The 14,690-nt window shown below is 44.6% G+C and carries 15 protein-coding genes; 12 read left to right on the top strand and 3 right to left on the bottom strand.

All coding sequences use genetic code 11. The features are described from left to right. The first annotated feature begins 260 nt into the window (after positions 1-260). Positions 261-1,766, top strand: coding sequence for an anaerobic nitric oxide reductase flavorubredoxin (gene norV / locus OW495_RS08420; RefSeq protein WP_102513762.1), 1,506 nt, complete (start codon positions 261-263; stop codon positions 1,764-1,766). A 1-nt stretch (position 1,767) separates the two neighbouring features. Then, the gene (gene norW / locus OW495_RS08425) at positions 1,768-2,937 is read left to right on the top strand and encodes an NADH:flavorubredoxin reductase NorW (protein WP_102513761.1); all 1,170 of its coding nucleotides are present in this window, start codon (positions 1,768-1,770) and stop codon (positions 2,935-2,937) included. Between the two features lie 123 nt (positions 2,938-3,060). On the opposite strand, the gene gltS is transcribed toward norW, so the two are convergent. Together gltS and OW495_RS08435 are read right to left on the bottom strand one after the other, a co-directional pair. Further along, on the bottom strand, positions 3,061-4,287 hold the full coding sequence (gene gltS, locus OW495_RS08430) for a sodium/glutamate symporter (RefSeq protein ID WP_004732723.1): 1,227 nt from the start codon (positions 4,285-4,287) through the stop codon (positions 3,061-3,063). A gap of 316 nt (positions 4,288-4,603) precedes the next feature. Then, complete coding sequence (locus tag OW495_RS08435) at positions 4,604-4,960, bottom strand: YibL family ribosome-associated protein (protein WP_010432454.1); 357 nt, start codon at positions 4,958-4,960, stop codon at positions 4,604-4,606. Between the two features lie 210 nt (positions 4,961-5,170). Between OW495_RS08435 and OW495_RS08440 the strand changes: the two genes are divergently transcribed. Next, positions 5,171-5,980 carry a DUF4344 domain-containing metallopeptidase gene (locus OW495_RS08440; protein WP_102513760.1) on the top strand — a complete coding sequence of 270 codons (810 nt, stop codon included), beginning with the start codon at positions 5,171-5,173 and terminating at the stop codon, positions 5,978-5,980. A 109-nt stretch (positions 5,981-6,089) separates the two neighbouring features. Here OW495_RS08440 and OW495_RS08445 read toward each other — a convergent pair whose 3' ends face one another. Then, a complete protein-coding gene (locus OW495_RS08445) occupies positions 6,090-6,476 on the bottom strand; it encodes a tautomerase family protein (protein ID WP_017070218.1) in 387 nt (128 codons plus the stop codon). Positions 6,477-6,786: 310 nt separating this feature from the next. Between OW495_RS08445 and OW495_RS08450 the strand changes: the two genes are divergently transcribed. The 9 genes from OW495_RS08450 (at position 6,787) to OW495_RS08490 (ending at position 14,680) form a co-directional block, all read left to right on the top strand. Continuing rightward, positions 6,787-7,407, top strand: coding sequence for an LON peptidase substrate-binding domain-containing protein (locus tag OW495_RS08450; RefSeq protein WP_102513759.1), 621 nt, complete (start codon positions 6,787-6,789; stop codon positions 7,405-7,407). 110 nt (positions 7,408-7,517) lie between these two features. Next, complete coding sequence (locus tag OW495_RS08455; protein ID WP_009846090.1) at positions 7,518-8,165, top strand: sigma-70 family RNA polymerase sigma factor; 648 nt, start codon at positions 7,518-7,520, stop codon at positions 8,163-8,165. Next, positions 8,158-8,868, top strand: a complete 711-nt coding sequence (locus OW495_RS08460; RefSeq protein ID WP_102513758.1) for a ChrR family anti-sigma-E factor — start codon at positions 8,158-8,160, stop codon at positions 8,866-8,868. Before OW495_RS08455 ends, OW495_RS08460 begins: the two co-directional genes overlap by 8 nt. A gap of 144 nt (positions 8,869-9,012) precedes the next feature. Beyond that, positions 9,013-9,960: a DUF523 and DUF1722 domain-containing protein gene (locus tag OW495_RS08465; protein ID WP_102513757.1), complete on the top strand. Its 948-nt coding sequence runs from the start codon at positions 9,013-9,015 to the stop codon at positions 9,958-9,960. Continuing rightward, positions 9,957-11,417 carry a deoxyribodipyrimidine photo-lyase gene (gene phrB, locus OW495_RS08470; RefSeq protein ID WP_102513756.1) on the top strand — a complete coding sequence of 487 codons (1,461 nt, stop codon included), beginning with the start codon at positions 9,957-9,959 and terminating at the stop codon, positions 11,415-11,417. Before OW495_RS08465 ends, phrB begins: the two co-directional genes overlap by 4 nt. A gap of 14 nt (positions 11,418-11,431) precedes the next feature. After that, entirely contained in the window at positions 11,432-11,863 is a 432-nt protein-coding gene (locus tag OW495_RS08475; RefSeq protein WP_017085002.1) for a nuclear transport factor 2 family protein, read from the top strand. After that, entirely contained in the window at positions 11,863-12,594 is a 732-nt protein-coding gene (locus OW495_RS08480) for an SDR family NAD(P)-dependent oxidoreductase (protein WP_102513755.1), read from the top strand. Before OW495_RS08475 ends, OW495_RS08480 begins: the two co-directional genes overlap by 1 nt. 2 nt (positions 12,595-12,596) lie before the next feature. Further along, the gene (locus OW495_RS08485; protein ID WP_289885999.1) at positions 12,597-13,868 is read left to right on the top strand and encodes an FAD-dependent oxidoreductase; all 1,272 of its coding nucleotides are present in this window, start codon (positions 12,597-12,599) and stop codon (positions 13,866-13,868) included. After that, entirely contained in the window at positions 13,865-14,680 is an 816-nt protein-coding gene (locus tag OW495_RS08490; RefSeq protein ID WP_102513753.1) for a DUF1365 domain-containing protein, read from the top strand. The genes OW495_RS08485 and OW495_RS08490 overlap by 4 nt, the downstream gene beginning before the upstream one ends. Positions 14,681-14,690 lie beyond the last annotated feature (10 nt).

Genomic DNA, 14,690 nt, shown 5'->3' on the forward strand with positions numbered 1-14,690 from the left:
TACGCTATAATCCCCTTTGTTGAAACATGTCCCTCACCCTGCTCTTTCTGAGCAAACATCATTAACTTTCTTGTCAAACCACTATAAATCCACAAAGTCATAAAGACACCTAAGATTCATTTTAACCATAAAACTCAGCACGTCAAAATGACTCATTAGACAACATAAATGCTAAACAAACATATTTAAAACAGGCAGTTAAAAACATGGCACAACTAGTGCAATGATGACCTTAGATATTTAAATAAGGTATTATCATTATGACTATTCACGTTAAATCAAATGTTCACTGGGTTGGCGTCCACGATTGGGAAACAGAACACTTCCATGGTAAGGAATACCACATGAACAAAGGTACCAGCTATAACTCGTACCTGATTCGTGAAGAGAAAACGGTGCTTGTTGATACCGTTGATCATCGCTTTACTGAACAATTCCTTGCAAACCTTGAGATGGAAATCGACATCAATGAGATCGACTACATCATTTGTCAGCATGCTGAAGAAGACCACTCAGGTGCCCTTTCGGCACTATTAGCCAAAATTCCAAACACACCCGTCTACTGCACAGAAGCTGGCGTGAACTCTATTGTTGGCCATCACCATCAGCCTGGCTGGAACTTCCGAACCGTTAAAACAGGCGACACGCTCGATGTCGGTAACGGTAAGCAACTCATCTTTGTTGAGATGAAAATGCTGCACTGGCCAGACTCAATGGCAACATACCTCACTGGTGACGAGATCCTGTTCAGCAACGATGCGTTCGGTCAGCACTACTGTGATGAAAACCTATTCAACGATCAGCTAGACCAAGTCGAGCTGCATGATCAATGTCTGCGTTACTTCTCGAACATCCTCACACCTTTCGCGCCTTTGGTGAAAGCGAAGATAGAAGAAGTATTGAGCTTAGGTGTGCCTATCGATGTTATCGCCACCTCTCATGGCTGTATTTGGCGCGACAACGCGACGCAAATTGTTGAGCAATACTACGAGTGGTCTAAAGCCTACAAAGAAGATCGTATCACGATTGTTTACGACACCATGTCGAACAACACTCGCATGATGGCTGACGCAATCGCAAAAGGTATCCGTAAAGGCAGCCCAGAAACAGCAATCAAGGTCTTTAATATCTCTAAGCACGATAAGAATGACATCCTTGCCAATATCTTCCGTTCAAAAGGGGTTCTAGTCGGCTCATCGACCATGAACAATGTGATGATGCCGCAAATCGCAGCACTACTAGAAGAGATCCACGGACTGCGCTTTGCTGGTAAAAGAGCTGCGGCATTTGGCTCTTCAGGTTGGACAGGTGGCGCAGTAAAACGTATCGACGCTCGCTTACATGAAGCCAACTTCGAGGTGAGTGCTCCGCAACACATCCATTGGAAACCAGACACAGACGCGCTTCGCCAGTGTATCGATTACGGCATGACACTGGCCGAGGTTTGGCGTGTAGAAGCAGATGAAGTGAGCACACCGAAACAAGTATCACGTAATGTAACACCGCTTGAAGCCGCACCAGCACCGACAAGCACCACTGAAGAACTCAAAGACACGACACAGCTGAAGCCAGAAGTCGCTCAAGATAAGCCAGTACACAGTGCAGACTGCACTTGCTGGCGTTGCACAGTGTGTGAATGGGTGTACGACCCACAATTGGGCGAACCCTACCAAGGCGTCGAACCTGGAACTCCTTGGGCGCAAGTTCCTGATGATTTCCTTTGCCCTGAATGCCATTTAGGCAAAGAAGTGTTTGTGGAGAAGTAGCATGTCGAACATTGTTATTGTGGGTGGCGGTTTCGCTGCCCTACAAACCATCAAGATGGTACGTAAGCTTGACCAAGATATCGCAATTACGATGATCACCGCCGATGCCGGGGTTGAGTACAGTAAGCCGAATCTTTCGCACGCGTTCAGTCAGGAACAAACGCCGGAAACACTGGCAGTACATAACGCTCAACAATTGGCAGAGCAGTACAACGTGGTCATCAAAACCAAAGCACTTGTGAGCGAGATAGATACTGAGCAGCAGTGTGTTCATGTTGATGGCCAATCTATCCACTATTCAAAGTTGATATTAGCGACGGGCGCGACGCCTTTTATACCACCAGCGGAAGGGCTTAAACGCAGCGCAACCATTACGTTAAATAGTTTGGAAGAGTTCGATAAACACAAAGCTCAGATCGATGGCGCTCAACGCATCACTGTGATGGGTGGAGGCTTGATTGGGGTTGAGCTCGCATTCGACCTTCAAACTGCGGGTAAAGATGTCACGATTATCGAACCCGCAAGTTATCTATTGAATAACCTAGTGCCACCTTTCGTTTCGCTTGAATTGGAAAGGGAACTAACAAAAGCAGGCGTTACCGTCGAAACCGATTCTGCAGTGTGTCGCGCAACTTATCTCCCTGATGGCGTGAGGTTGCAAACCACGTCTTCTCGATTGATACGAACCGATATCGTGATTGCAGCAGCAGGGCTAAGACCAAACACACAGTTAGCCACACAAGCGGGAATAGAAGTAAACAAAGGGATTGTGGTCGATACCATCATGAGAACCAATGTCGAGAATGTGTATGCGATTGGTGACTGCGCCGAAATAGAGGGGCGTGTGATGGCTTATCTTCAGCCCGCTATTTTGTCTGCAAACGTGTTGGCTAAGCAGCTGGCTATGGGTAACGGAGAGAGCAAAGTGGGCGAAGGAAAGCTCAGCTTGCCTCACATCATCACAAAGGTGAAAACACCGAGTTACCCGATTCAACTCGCAGGGCGCGATATTCAAACCGCTCAGAGTTGGGAAACTCGATTCGATCCTAAAGGCATTGTCGCTAAGGGCTTCAATGAAGATAACCAGTTGGTTGGATTCATTGTCACGGGAGAATACACCAAAGCGGCGTTCCCTCTGCTCAAAGAGCTACAGGCAAGCTCACCCGCATAGGCTCAGTAAGATACCCTCAATAATATACGTTGAATAAAATAAGCGGCGTTCGCTAAAACAAAAAAAGCCAGTCAATTGACTGGCTTTCTTGTATCTGCATACTTCGTTATTGGTGCGTTCGCACTATCCAATAAACGAGATGTAACCTTGTAGGATAATCAGGTTAACGATATCGATAAAGAAGGCACCAACAATTGGCACAACCATGAAGGCTTGTGGCGACGGACCGAATCGGTTCACCAAAGAACCCATGTTCATTACTGCTGTTGGGGTTGCACCTAGGCCGAAACCACAGTGACCACCCGCCATAACCGCTGCATCGTAGTTAGAACCCATTACTTTGAACGTCACAAAGTAAGAGAAGATACCCAACACCACTGCCTGAACCGCAAGGATAACCAAGAACGGAATCGCAAGGTCAAAGATGTTCCAAAGCTTAAGGCTCATTAGCGCCATCGCTAGGAACAGCGACAATGACACCGTACCAAGAATATCGACCGTTTCACTGTCGGTTTTATGTAGCTTAGTCACTTCAAAAACGTTAGTGATGAACACACCGATAAACAACGCGTAAACGAAGTCAGGAATCATCAACCAAGAAATTTCAAAAGTCGCCACCCACTCTTCTAGGTATTTCGCCCCCGAGATACAGATAAGAAGAATGAACAATACTTCAATCACCTTCTTCGCTGTTACTTTGTCTTCTTCATACTCGTTGTAAGTAACAAGCTCAGGAAAACGCTCGTGGGTTTGTGTGCCAGTGCCGTACTCAGATTCAAGCTGGTTTTTATCAATCAACTTTTGAGCGACTGGGCTACCGATAATACCACCGATAATCAAACCAAATGTCGCTGAAGCCATCGCGATTTCTAGAGTATTGGCAATGCCAAACGTGTCTGAAAAAGTTTGAGACCAAGCTGCGCCTGTACCGTGACCACCCGAAAGCGTGATAGACCCAGCAATCAAACCCATCAAGGGTTCAAGGCCTAATGCCGTCGCAAGTGTTACACCTACACCGTTTTGGATAATGATGTAAACCGAAGCCACCCCTAAGAATAGGAATACCTTAGCACCACCTTTTATCAGCTGCGTGTAGTTAGCTGCAAGGCCGACCGTTGCAAAGAACATCAACATAAACGTGTTCTGCAAGGGCAAAGAAAACTCAAGATCAAGGCCGTTAAAGTGCAGGGCTGTAATAGCAAAAGCGACAATCAAGCCGCCGACAATGGGCTCTGGAATATTGTACTTTTTGAGAACCGGAAGCTTTGCATTGACGAAATGACCTAGAAACAAAACACTAATCGCGATTAGGAAGGATTCTAGTGGTCCAATTGAAATTAATTGATTCATATAACCTCTATTTTTTTACGTTCTCATCTTCCTTAATGAGTCTAGTTTTATCTGTAATTATTTGTGCTGCTCTACCTATATTTATACAAACTGGAGAGAAATTGTAGATTCGAAAAGCGAACACATTACTGCGTTCACTTGGTGTCAGGTTAGTGACACGTTAACTTTTATAGGAGATAAAAGGATTTGTGACAACAATCACCTCCAAAAAGTTGATAACGGCGCGAGTATCCTTGCCGCTGACTCTGCTTTTTTAATACCTAAAAAAGCAAAAAGGAGCTATTGCTAGCTCCTCTTTCATCACCATCACTGGTAATTAGAATTTTTTCGGTGCGTAACCCGTCATAACTTCAATGCGAAGCTCTTTACCAATCTTGGTCATCGGGTGAACAATCACGAGCCCTTTTACAGACTTCTTAAGTTTACCCATATCCGCTTGCTCAGCTTTTGTGATTTCACGGCTAAATGGCATATCAATCAGCGATTTACGCTCTTGATTCACATCAAAGCTTTCTTTGTGTTTCAGCTGTGCAATTTTCTTAGTTAGCTTCTTAATCTCGTCTTCAAATTGACGAACAACAGGACGATCATTACGAGTTTTAGCAGCCGCTAACTTGTTGCGACACTTGTCTAGACGGTTGTTAATTTGTTGAAGTTCGTTTTTAACACTCATAATAATTTCCTAAGATTAAGCAAGCCAATTCGGATTGGGGCGCGGAGTATAGCACAAGGGTTTACTTGAACCGAAATTTATCTGACAAATAGCCCTTAGAATGAAACATGATCTAAACTGACAATCAATCGCTCACCACTCAAGAGCTATTCATTCTAGGAAATATGGTTCACCATGAGATGGCTATTCACCCGATTATAAGGACATACGATGACATTATTGAAACAAACACTGACCTACAGCCTAGCCCTTGGTTCTGTGTTTGCCACGACTTATGCGTCCAGTGAAACATCCATTGATAATACGCTGCCCAACAACCTTATTGTCGAGTATGCACCACCTCAAACTGAACAAGAAAAACAGCTCAAACAAGAGATTGAACTCAGTGGCATCAACGACACCGTCATTGACCTCTCCAACCAACTGTTGATGTTTAACCAGCCTTTGGTGATTCAATACGGCGGTGATGAAGGCCCACTCTACGATCCGCAAACACATCACGTACTTATCCCATACAGTTTTTACGCTGAATCACTCGCTTACTTCGAGAAGAACCAATACGAAAAAGAGTACGGAAAATCGGCACAAACGGGTGCCATCGATACCTTACTTCATACGCTGCTACACGAAGCGGGGCACGGCTATATCGAAGATCAAAATATCGCCATTCTCGGTAAAGAAGAAGATGCCGTAGATAACCTCGCAACAGTCTTGCTGCTCAACTACGTGGAACATGGCGGTGATGCCGCAATAAGTGCAGCCGATATGTTTGCCTTTGAGTCAGAAGACCGCCCGGAGTATTACGACTTGGGGGAATACATTGATGAACACAGCTTCGATCTCCAACGCTACTTCTCAACCCTATGCCTTGTGTACGGCAGCGACCCTGAAGCCTATAAAAACTTGCTTGATGAAGTGGAAAACGACTATTTAAAAGATAGGAAAGAGTTCTGTATTGAGCACTTTGATGTGATCTCTGGGAATTGGCACCAATACTTAAAAGAGAGTGATGAGGGTTAGTAGAATAGATCGATACAAGAGACCTCTATAACGGAATCACTCTACAACAAAATAGAATCAAGTTAGCGGCTCAAACACCTAGCTCTGAAGCCGCTATCACGCGATTTACCTAAACTTTGACTTTGTACTTAAGATCTTGGGCTTCATCGCCAGTCATGCCTCGAAAGCCCCAGCAATGCGATGGCTGCTCCTTGATGGTGATCTCGATATCAATGGGGGAGATGGCCAACTGCTTTTCTATTTCAGAAAATATCTTCTTAATCAGGCGCTTTTTGGTATTCACCGCTCGCCCTTCCATCATATTGATTTCTATGACGGTGTAAGCTTCTGTTCGCCCTTCGGGATAAAAGAAATCATCTCTTTCTAATGGTACAAACCGATGCGCTCGTTTGTCATCAGGTAACCCCATCTCACTGTTCAAACATTGTTGTAAGACATTAGAAAGCTGTAACTTAATCGGATTTAAGCACTCTTTGATACCATAAATAACGATCATGACCATTCCTTTGATGTGATGTCAGGTAAAGAAGAACTAAGAGATAAGCAACGTAAGATAAGCGTGTCACTTGTTATCTACCCATTGACTAATTCTTAACCCATATTACCTAATGACGTAAGTTAAAAAAGGTTAAACCGATTAAATTGCGAATAAACGCGACAAAAAACCATGTCTCCCTCTCTCTAACTTCCCGTTCAATACATCACCCCACATTGATCGAACTTCAACGAGCACGCGTATACATCTCTGAATTACGTACGAATCAAATCCGTACAGACTCAATCATGTATGAACTAAGGAGTGCTATGTGCCGAATTCAGCTGAGAAGATGACACGGATAGAAACCGAATCAGAAACACCCGTAGAGACTTCTCAAGAGCTTGCGGTGTTTCCTCTACCGTTATTCATTTTGCCAAGAGGCAGACAAAGACTGCGTATTTTCGAACCCAAGTATTTGAAAATGGTCGCTCATGCTGCGCAGGGAGACGGCTTCATCATTGCGACTCAGGACGACACCAACTCCGAACGTCTGAGTTCTTGGGGGACAAAAGTGTCTATTGTCGATTTCAATATGTCCGATGATCAAATCTTGGAAATCGATGTTGAAGGCGAACAGTTGGTGCAGCTTCACTCGTCCTTCCGCGACACAGATGATTTAATAAAAAGTGATTTCCGCCCTTTACCTCACTGGCCACAACACAGCTATAAGGTGCCGAACGTGGTGACTGCATTTCTTGTCGAGTTGTTTCGAGAACACGATTCAATCAGAGCACTTTACCCCACGCCTGACTTTGAAAGCCCTCAATGGATCTGTGCTCGACTCCTCGAAATGATGCCTATCCCATTGGAAAAGAAAACCAAATTCACAGAACCCGCTAGTTTTCCGTCTTTAGTTCCCTTTTTGAATCAAATCATTACAGGGCAATAAGCACTTTTATTCACTATAATTTTGTATAGTAGAAATTAATTTAAAATAAAGTGATCCCTACTCTCACTCTCCGCGTAGTGTCTATCAAATTCGCATGATGGTTAATTACTATGCAAGTGGAAAGCAGAAGAACAGGGAACGGCAAGGAGCATGTCATTATCCCCGACAACAAACTACCTACCGAAAGTAAGGTACCTACAGAGCTCTCAAGCTGGCTGATCTTGGTTGGTTCAGACAGAGATAAGCAGGCATTTACTTGTTTGTTTAAATTCTTTGCTCCCAAAATCAAGCGTTTTGGCATCAGTAAGTTGGGCGGTGAAGCCGCTGCCAACGAGCTAGTCCAAGACACGATGACCAACGTTTGGAAGAAAGCGCATCTCTACAATGAAGAGAAAGGCGCAGCGACCACTTGGGTTTATACCGTTATGCGAAACGCCGCCTTTGATATGTTAAGAAAGGTGAAGGCGAAAGCAGAGCAAACCATCGCTGACGACATTTGGCCAATTGACGCCATGGTAGCCGAGTCACAAAGTGATCAGCTTCAGTTTGGCGATCATCTAATGAGCCGTCATGTAATGACTCAAATTGAAAAGCTGCCTCTCGCTCAAAAAACCATTGTGAAAGGTGTCTACTTCCAAGAGTTATCGCAAGAGCAACTCGCCCAACAACTCGATGTCCCGCTTGGAACTGTTAAATCACGTCTAAGACTCGCACTCGCCAAACTAAAAGTTCACATGGGGGAACAAGACCATGATTAAACATCACCCAAATGCGGCAATCTTGAAAGATTTTGTCAATGGCAACCTAGCGGATTCGGTTTCACTGATTGTTTCTAGCCATGTAGAGCTTTGCGAACACTGTCAAAAACAAGTAAGCATGTTGACAGCGCAAGCCGCTGACACAGTCTTTGAAAGCGATACATCTGCCTTTGAAAATGACACAGCAGGGCTAAAACTGTCTGACAGCGAAATGGATGCGTTCCTATCTGACGATGGGGAGTTCGATTTTGATGCTATTGACCAGATCACAGCTGATTTGTCACAGGCAGTCGAAGTTGTTGTTGAAGCGCAACAAGAGACTGTGTCTAACACAACCTTCACGATTCCTCGCGCACTCAATTCAGTCGCAAGAAAAGACTGGTTGAACTTGGGCAAGATTTCTCGCGCACGTCTCGATTTTGATGACGAATCACACCACACCAGCTTGCTGCATATAGATAAGGATGGACAGGTGCCTTGTCACACTCATAAAGGCTTCGAGATCACGCTTCTTTTAGAAGGCAGCTTCGAAGATGAAATGGGCGTCTACAACAAAGGTGACTTCATCTGGTTAGACGGAGAACACACTCATCAGCCTGCGACCAAAGAAGGCTGTGTGTGCTTAACCGTTTCAAGTGATGCCTTGTATTTCACTAAAGGGGTGAGCCAATTGTTCAACCCACTGGGTAAATACATTTATTAGTTTTAAAAGATTTATCGGATACGTCACAAGACTCATAGAGTTGGCTAGTAAGAGAAGTAAAAACCGAACTAAAGTAATGTTTAATAAGCAACAAAACACACAATATAAGAATAACAACGAGCAATGAGCGTAAGGAATTGACCAATGGATAAAAAAATAAAAATAGGCATTAGTGCATGTGTCGCCGGTCATAAAGTTCGGTTCGATACTGGCCATAAGCGTTCTCGTTTTTGCACAGACGATCTTGCAGACTACGTAGAGCTTGAGCCAGTTTGTCCAGAGATGGGGGTTGGACTTCCAACACCTCGTCCTACGATCCGTCAAACAAGAATGTTAGACGATATTATTCATGTTTCTCGACCTGATGGTTCTGGCGATGTCACCGATGAACTGATCGAGTTTGGGCAAAACTATTCAAAGAACAACCAACACATCGCAGGTTTCATTGTGTGTCAGAAAAGCCCAACCTGTGGCATGGAGCGAGTAAAGGTTTACCACCACCACGGGCGTGGGTCTGAATCGACAGGCGTTGGCTTGTTCACTCAGCAAGTAATGCAAGGCAATCCCCTCCTTCCAGTAGAAGAGAATGGTCGCCTCAACGATCCAATTCTGCGTGAAAACTTTATGACTCGAGTCTTCACTTACCAAAAATGGCTCGATCTTGTTGATGAAGGTGTCACCAAACACAAACTGATTCAATTCCACAGCGCTCACAAATACCTAGTGATGTGTCACCACATTGAAGGCTACAAGAGCCTTGGCAAACTTTTAGCGAGTAACGATTTAGAGATCGATGAGTTGGCTGACAAGTACATCGAAGGTCTGATGACGGCGCTAATGCACCATGCAAATCGCGGCAGTCATGCTAATACTCTGCATCACTTGCAAGGCTACTTTAAGAAACAACTGAGCAGCGCTCATAAACAAGAGCTCACCAATCAGATTTCATCATTCAGAGAAGGGCTAGTTCCTCTGTTAGTTCCACTAACGCTGATTAATCACTATCTGATGGAATACCCAAACGAGTACCTAGAATCACAAGTTTATCTAAACCCGCACCCACAAGAACTTAAGCTGAGATACGGATATTGAGCGACATTCTATGGATAAGACGAGACCTGAGGATTCACGATAACCCAGCGCTCGTCTCTGCAGTTGAAAACGGCGTCTCTATCGCCGTTTTTATTTCAACCCCGCAGCAATGGCAACAACATCACCTGGCACCGATAAAAGCGGACTTCATTTATCGCCACCTGAAACAATTCGAATCACAACTCGCTGAATTCGGTATCACTCTGCTGCACCTCAAAGCCACAGATTTTAACGATCAAGCCACTCAACTCATCAACTTGTGCAAACAGGTCGATGCGACATGTGTGTATGCCAATTCAGAGCCGGAAGTGGATGAGCAGTTAAGAGACAAACGCTTAATCGCTACTGGTATAAAGCTGAAAATAACCGACTGCGATACGATTCTGCCATTAGGTAGCGTGCTGAATAAACAAGGTGAGATGTTCAAGGTTTTCACACCTTTCAAAAACGCATGGTTAAAAGAAGTGCAAGCGAAAGGCATCATTTGCAGCCACGCTCCTGTGCATTCAAAAGGATCGGCACAAGCAGGATCAGCGCAAGCAGGTTCATCTGAAACGGATTCGCTTCAGAATCCATCACAACTGAAACAATCGTTAAGTGGTTTTTCTGGCGAGTACGATTTCGACTTTCCGCGTACCGATTCAGAGCGTTGGCCACTAAGCCAAGACGTCCTTGAGAGCGTGATTCCCAATTTCTTAGCCAATAAAGTTAACGATTATTCTCGCCTTAGAGATATTCCATCGGTAAAAGGCACGTCTGGCCTTTCCCCTTACTTAACCATTGGCGCTCTGAGCCCACGATGGTTAGCGATTCAATTGATTCAACAACAGCCGGACTTGTTATTTGATACTCAGTTGCCAGCCTTTTCTTGGCTTAATGAATTGATTTGGCGAGATTTTTATAAGCATTTGATGTTCCACCATCCTAAACTGGTTAAAGGTGCGAACTTTCAGCAGAAATACAACGGCTTAGATTGGTATCACGACAACCCTAGCTTTAAGGCTTGGTGTGAGGGTAAGACAGGCTACCCATTAGTTGATGCAGCGATGCGTCAATTGGTTGAGACAGGCTGGATGCACAACAGGCTCAGAATGGTGGTAGCAAGCTTCCTAACCAAACACCTGCTGATTGACTGGCGCTGGGGCGAACGCTTCTTTATGTCTCACCTTATCGATGGTGATTTCAGCGCCAATAATGGCGGTTGGCAATGGGCTTCAAGTACTGGCTGTGATGCTCAACCCTACTTTCGAATTTTCAATCCGATCACACAGAGTGAAAAGTTTGATCCGAAAGGAATTTTTATTCGTAAGTACATACCAGAGCTGCAAAATATTCCTGACAAGCATGTGCATTTTCCACATGATTACATTGCAAAAAACGGAATTAACAGCGAATACTGGCAACCCATCGTTGAACACAAAGAAGCACGATTGAGAGCCTTAGCCTTTTTCAAATAATTAGAGTGAATATTATGGATAACTCTCTATGGCTTGATAACTTTCTCAACATGTATCGAGAACTCGGAACCGACAATTTCGACGTGCTAAAGACGGTTTATCACCCTGATATCGAATTCCAAGACCCACTGCATCATGTCAGTGGGATTGTCGCGTTAACTCATTACTTCGAGAACCTCTACACACAAGTCACTAGCTGTTACTTCCACATCGAACACACCTTTGAAGTGAAAGATGAAGCATCCGTTTATTGGACAATGCAATTCGCTCACAAACAACTCAACGGACAAAAGCCGATTGAAGTTCAAGGGCATAGTCATATTAAAATGTTGGACAACCAAGTGGTTTATCATCGCGATTACCTGGATGTGGGATCGATGCTGTACGAGCACATCCCAGTACTAGGTTGCGCGATCAAATCCATCAAAAAAAGAGCGAGCCGATAATGCGTATTATGATCACAGGCGCGACCTCAGGTATCGGCCAATCACTCGCTATAGATTATGCTCAACAAGGGCATCAGGTGATTGCTTGCGGCCGTAATCAAGACAAACTGCAAGCCTTAGTTGATTCTCACGAGACAGACTTATCGCACTCGTCAATTGACCCACTCTGTTTTGATTTAACCGATTACCACAATTTCCCAGCACTCGAACAAGATAAGCCGCTCGACCTACTGATCTTGAACGCGGGTGATTGTGAGTACATCGACGATCCTGTCAATTTCGACGCAGAATTGTTCGAGCGCGTCATCAACATCAACCTAATTTCAATTGGCTACGCCCTTAAAGCTTGGCTAAAAAACATCAAGCCTGGCGGCCGCTTGGTTTTGGTAAGTTCAAGCGCGAGCTTTCTACCATTGCCAAGAGCCGAAGCTTATGGCGCTTCAAAGGCCGCTCTTACCTACTTAGGTAGAACACTCTCAGTTGATCTGGCCGAGCATGACATTCATGTCTCAATTGTGCACCCAGGCTTTGTTGAAACACCATTAACCGAGCGAAACTCCTTCGCTATGCCTATGATTATTAGTAGCGAGGCAGCCACTCAACGAATCGTAAATGGTATTGCTCAAGGAAAGAGCGAGATCGATTTCCCAAGACGATTCATATTAATAATGAAATTACTAAGAATGCTACCGACTCCAGTTTGGCAAAAACTCGCTTCAAGGATGGTATAACAATGAAAAAAATCGCCATTATAGGTTCAGGTATCTCTGGACTGACTTGCGCACATGTATTAGATAAGCACCACGACGTTACGGTATTCGAGAAAAATGACTACGTCGGCGGGCACACTGCTACGGTTGATATTGAACACCGAGGCAAGGCGTTTTCAATTGATACTGGCTTCATCGTTTTCAACGACAGAACCTACCCAAACTTCAACCAATTGCTTGAGCAACTCGGTGTCGAAAGGCAACCTACGGAGATGAGCTTCAGCGTTCACAACACCACGACTAAATTCGAATACAACGGCCACAGCATCAATTCGTTATTCGCTCAGAGGAGGAATATTTTCAAACCTCAATTCTGGTCATTAGTATCTGACATCCTCAAGTTCAATAAGCTGTGTAAAGCCCAGTTCGAAAGCAACCAATTCACGCCAGATGTTACCCTTGGCAACTTCCTGCGCGAGAATCAATTTTCCGACTTTTTCAGTCAGCATTACATCCTACCTATGGGTGCGGCTATTTGGTCGACAAGCTTGGAAGAGATGGAAGAATTCGAACTCAAGTTCTTTATCCAGTTCTTCTACAATCACGGCCTGTTAGACATTGCCAATCGTCCTCAATGGTATGTGATCCCTAAAGGTTCGCGTTCTTACGTCGAGATCATCCTTTCATTCTTGAATAAACCGGTCGCGTTAAACACCTCGATTAAGCAAGTCATTCGCCAACAGTCAGGGGTTACCATTGAATTCGAAGATGGCAGCACACAAGACTTCGACGAGGTAATATTTGCGTGTCACTCAGACCAAGCCCTACGTTTGCTGGGCGACGCAACTGAACAAGAACAACAGGTACTAGGGGAGATCCCTTACAGCCGAAATGAGGTGGTTCTGCACACGGATACCAACCTGTTACCCGACCGTAAACTGGCTTGGGCTAGCTGGAACTACATGTTGGATGGCGACAGTAAACGACCTGCCTGTGTGACTTACAACATGAACATTCTGCAAGGCATCGAAAGCCAATACACCTTTTGTGTCACCTTGAATCAAAGTGAAGCCATCGACCCAGAAAAAATCATTCGTAGCTTTGTTTACCATCATCCGGTGCTTAACTCGAATACGGTAGAAGCCCAACATAAGCGCGAGCAGATCTGCGGTAAAAACAACACCCACTTTGCAGGCGCTTATTGGTACAACGGATTCCATGAAGACGGTGTTCACAGTGCACTCGATGTGACTAAGCGCTTCGGCCTAGATTTGAGCACGAGTTCAGTACGATGAACACTCACACCATCACATCCGACATGGGGGTCGCATCTGAAAAGAGTGAAGAGCTCAGCGGCATTTACTGGGGCAACGTACGACACCGTCGCTTTGGCGATATTACTCATGAATTTAGCTACCAGTTGTACATGATGGGATTAGATCTCGATGAAATCCCTCAAACAACCACTCGCAGTCGCTTATTCGGTACTCAATGGTATAACCCGATTCGCTTTGTCGAATCGGATTATCTCGCTGAAAAAAAAGAAAATGTCACGACTGATGAACCTAAATCACTTAAGCAACGTATAGCATCCAAAGTACAACAACTTGGTGGGGTTTGGTCTATATCAAACCGTGTGACGATGCTGGCTCAGTGCCGTTGTTTAGGGGTTTATTTCAGCCCAATCAACTGTTTTTTCTGTTACGACGAGACTGGTGATTGCAGCTATATGTTAGCCGAAGTGAGCAACACGCCTTGGCGAGAAAGACACTATTATCTCATCGACATGCACAAAGAGTTGAAAGTAAAAAAAGAGTTTCACGTTTCGCCGTTCATGGATTTAGACATGAACTATTTGTGGAAAATAAAACCACCAACGAAACGGACGTTAGTACACATCGAGAGTCATCGTAGCGACAAGATTTTTGATGCCACACTAGCACTCTCAAAGCAGTCGGTAACAAAAGCAAACATTAGGAAAACGGTACTGAAGATCCCAGCAATGACAATTAAGGTTGTAATGGGTATCTATTTTCAGGCTCTCAAATTATTTCTGAAAAAAGTACCGTTTGTGGCGCATCCAGACTCAGCGTCTAAAACGCCATAAAGACGTCTAA

Origin of the sequence: Vibrio sp. 14N.309.X.WAT.E.F5, assembly GCF_030397615.1 — a bacterium.
Taxonomy (GTDB): Bacteria; Pseudomonadota; Gammaproteobacteria; order Enterobacterales; family Vibrionaceae; genus Vibrio; species Vibrio lentus.

What these genes read in the sequence shown, in the direction of transcription:
- norV (WP_102513762.1), top strand. Translation starts at nt 261, where the DNA reads ATGACTATTCACGTTAAATCAAATGTTCACTGGGTTGGCGTCCACGAT.
- norW (WP_102513761.1), top strand. Translation starts at nt 1,768, where the DNA reads ATGTCGAACATTGTTATTGTGGGTGGCGGTTTCGCTGCCCTACAAACC.
- gltS (WP_004732723.1), bottom strand. Translation starts at nt 4,287, where the DNA reads ATGAATCAATTAATTTCAATTGGACCACTAGAATCCTTCCTAATCGCG.
- OW495_RS08435 (WP_010432454.1), bottom strand. Translation starts at nt 4,960, where the DNA reads ATGAGTGTTAAAAACGAACTTCAACAAATTAACAACCGTCTAGACAAG.
- OW495_RS08440 (WP_102513760.1), top strand. Translation starts at nt 5,171, where the DNA reads ATGACATTATTGAAACAAACACTGACCTACAGCCTAGCCCTTGGTTCT.
- OW495_RS08445 (WP_017070218.1), bottom strand. Translation starts at nt 6,476, where the DNA reads ATGATCGTTATTTATGGTATCAAAGAGTGCTTAAATCCGATTAAGTTA.
- OW495_RS08455 (WP_009846090.1), top strand. Translation starts at nt 7,518, where the DNA reads ATGCAAGTGGAAAGCAGAAGAACAGGGAACGGCAAGGAGCATGTCATT.
- OW495_RS08460 (WP_102513758.1), top strand. Translation starts at nt 8,158, where the DNA reads ATGATTAAACATCACCCAAATGCGGCAATCTTGAAAGATTTTGTCAAT.
- OW495_RS08465 (WP_102513757.1), top strand. Translation starts at nt 9,013, where the DNA reads ATGGATAAAAAAATAAAAATAGGCATTAGTGCATGTGTCGCCGGTCAT.
- OW495_RS08475 (WP_017085002.1), top strand. Translation starts at nt 11,432, where the DNA reads ATGGATAACTCTCTATGGCTTGATAACTTTCTCAACATGTATCGAGAA.
- OW495_RS08480 (WP_102513755.1), top strand. Translation starts at nt 11,863, where the DNA reads ATGCGTATTATGATCACAGGCGCGACCTCAGGTATCGGCCAATCACTC.
- OW495_RS08485 (WP_289885999.1), top strand. Translation starts at nt 12,597, where the DNA reads ATGAAAAAAATCGCCATTATAGGTTCAGGTATCTCTGGACTGACTTGC.
- OW495_RS08490 (WP_102513753.1), top strand. Translation starts at nt 13,865, where the DNA reads ATGAACACTCACACCATCACATCCGACATGGGGGTCGCATCTGAAAAG.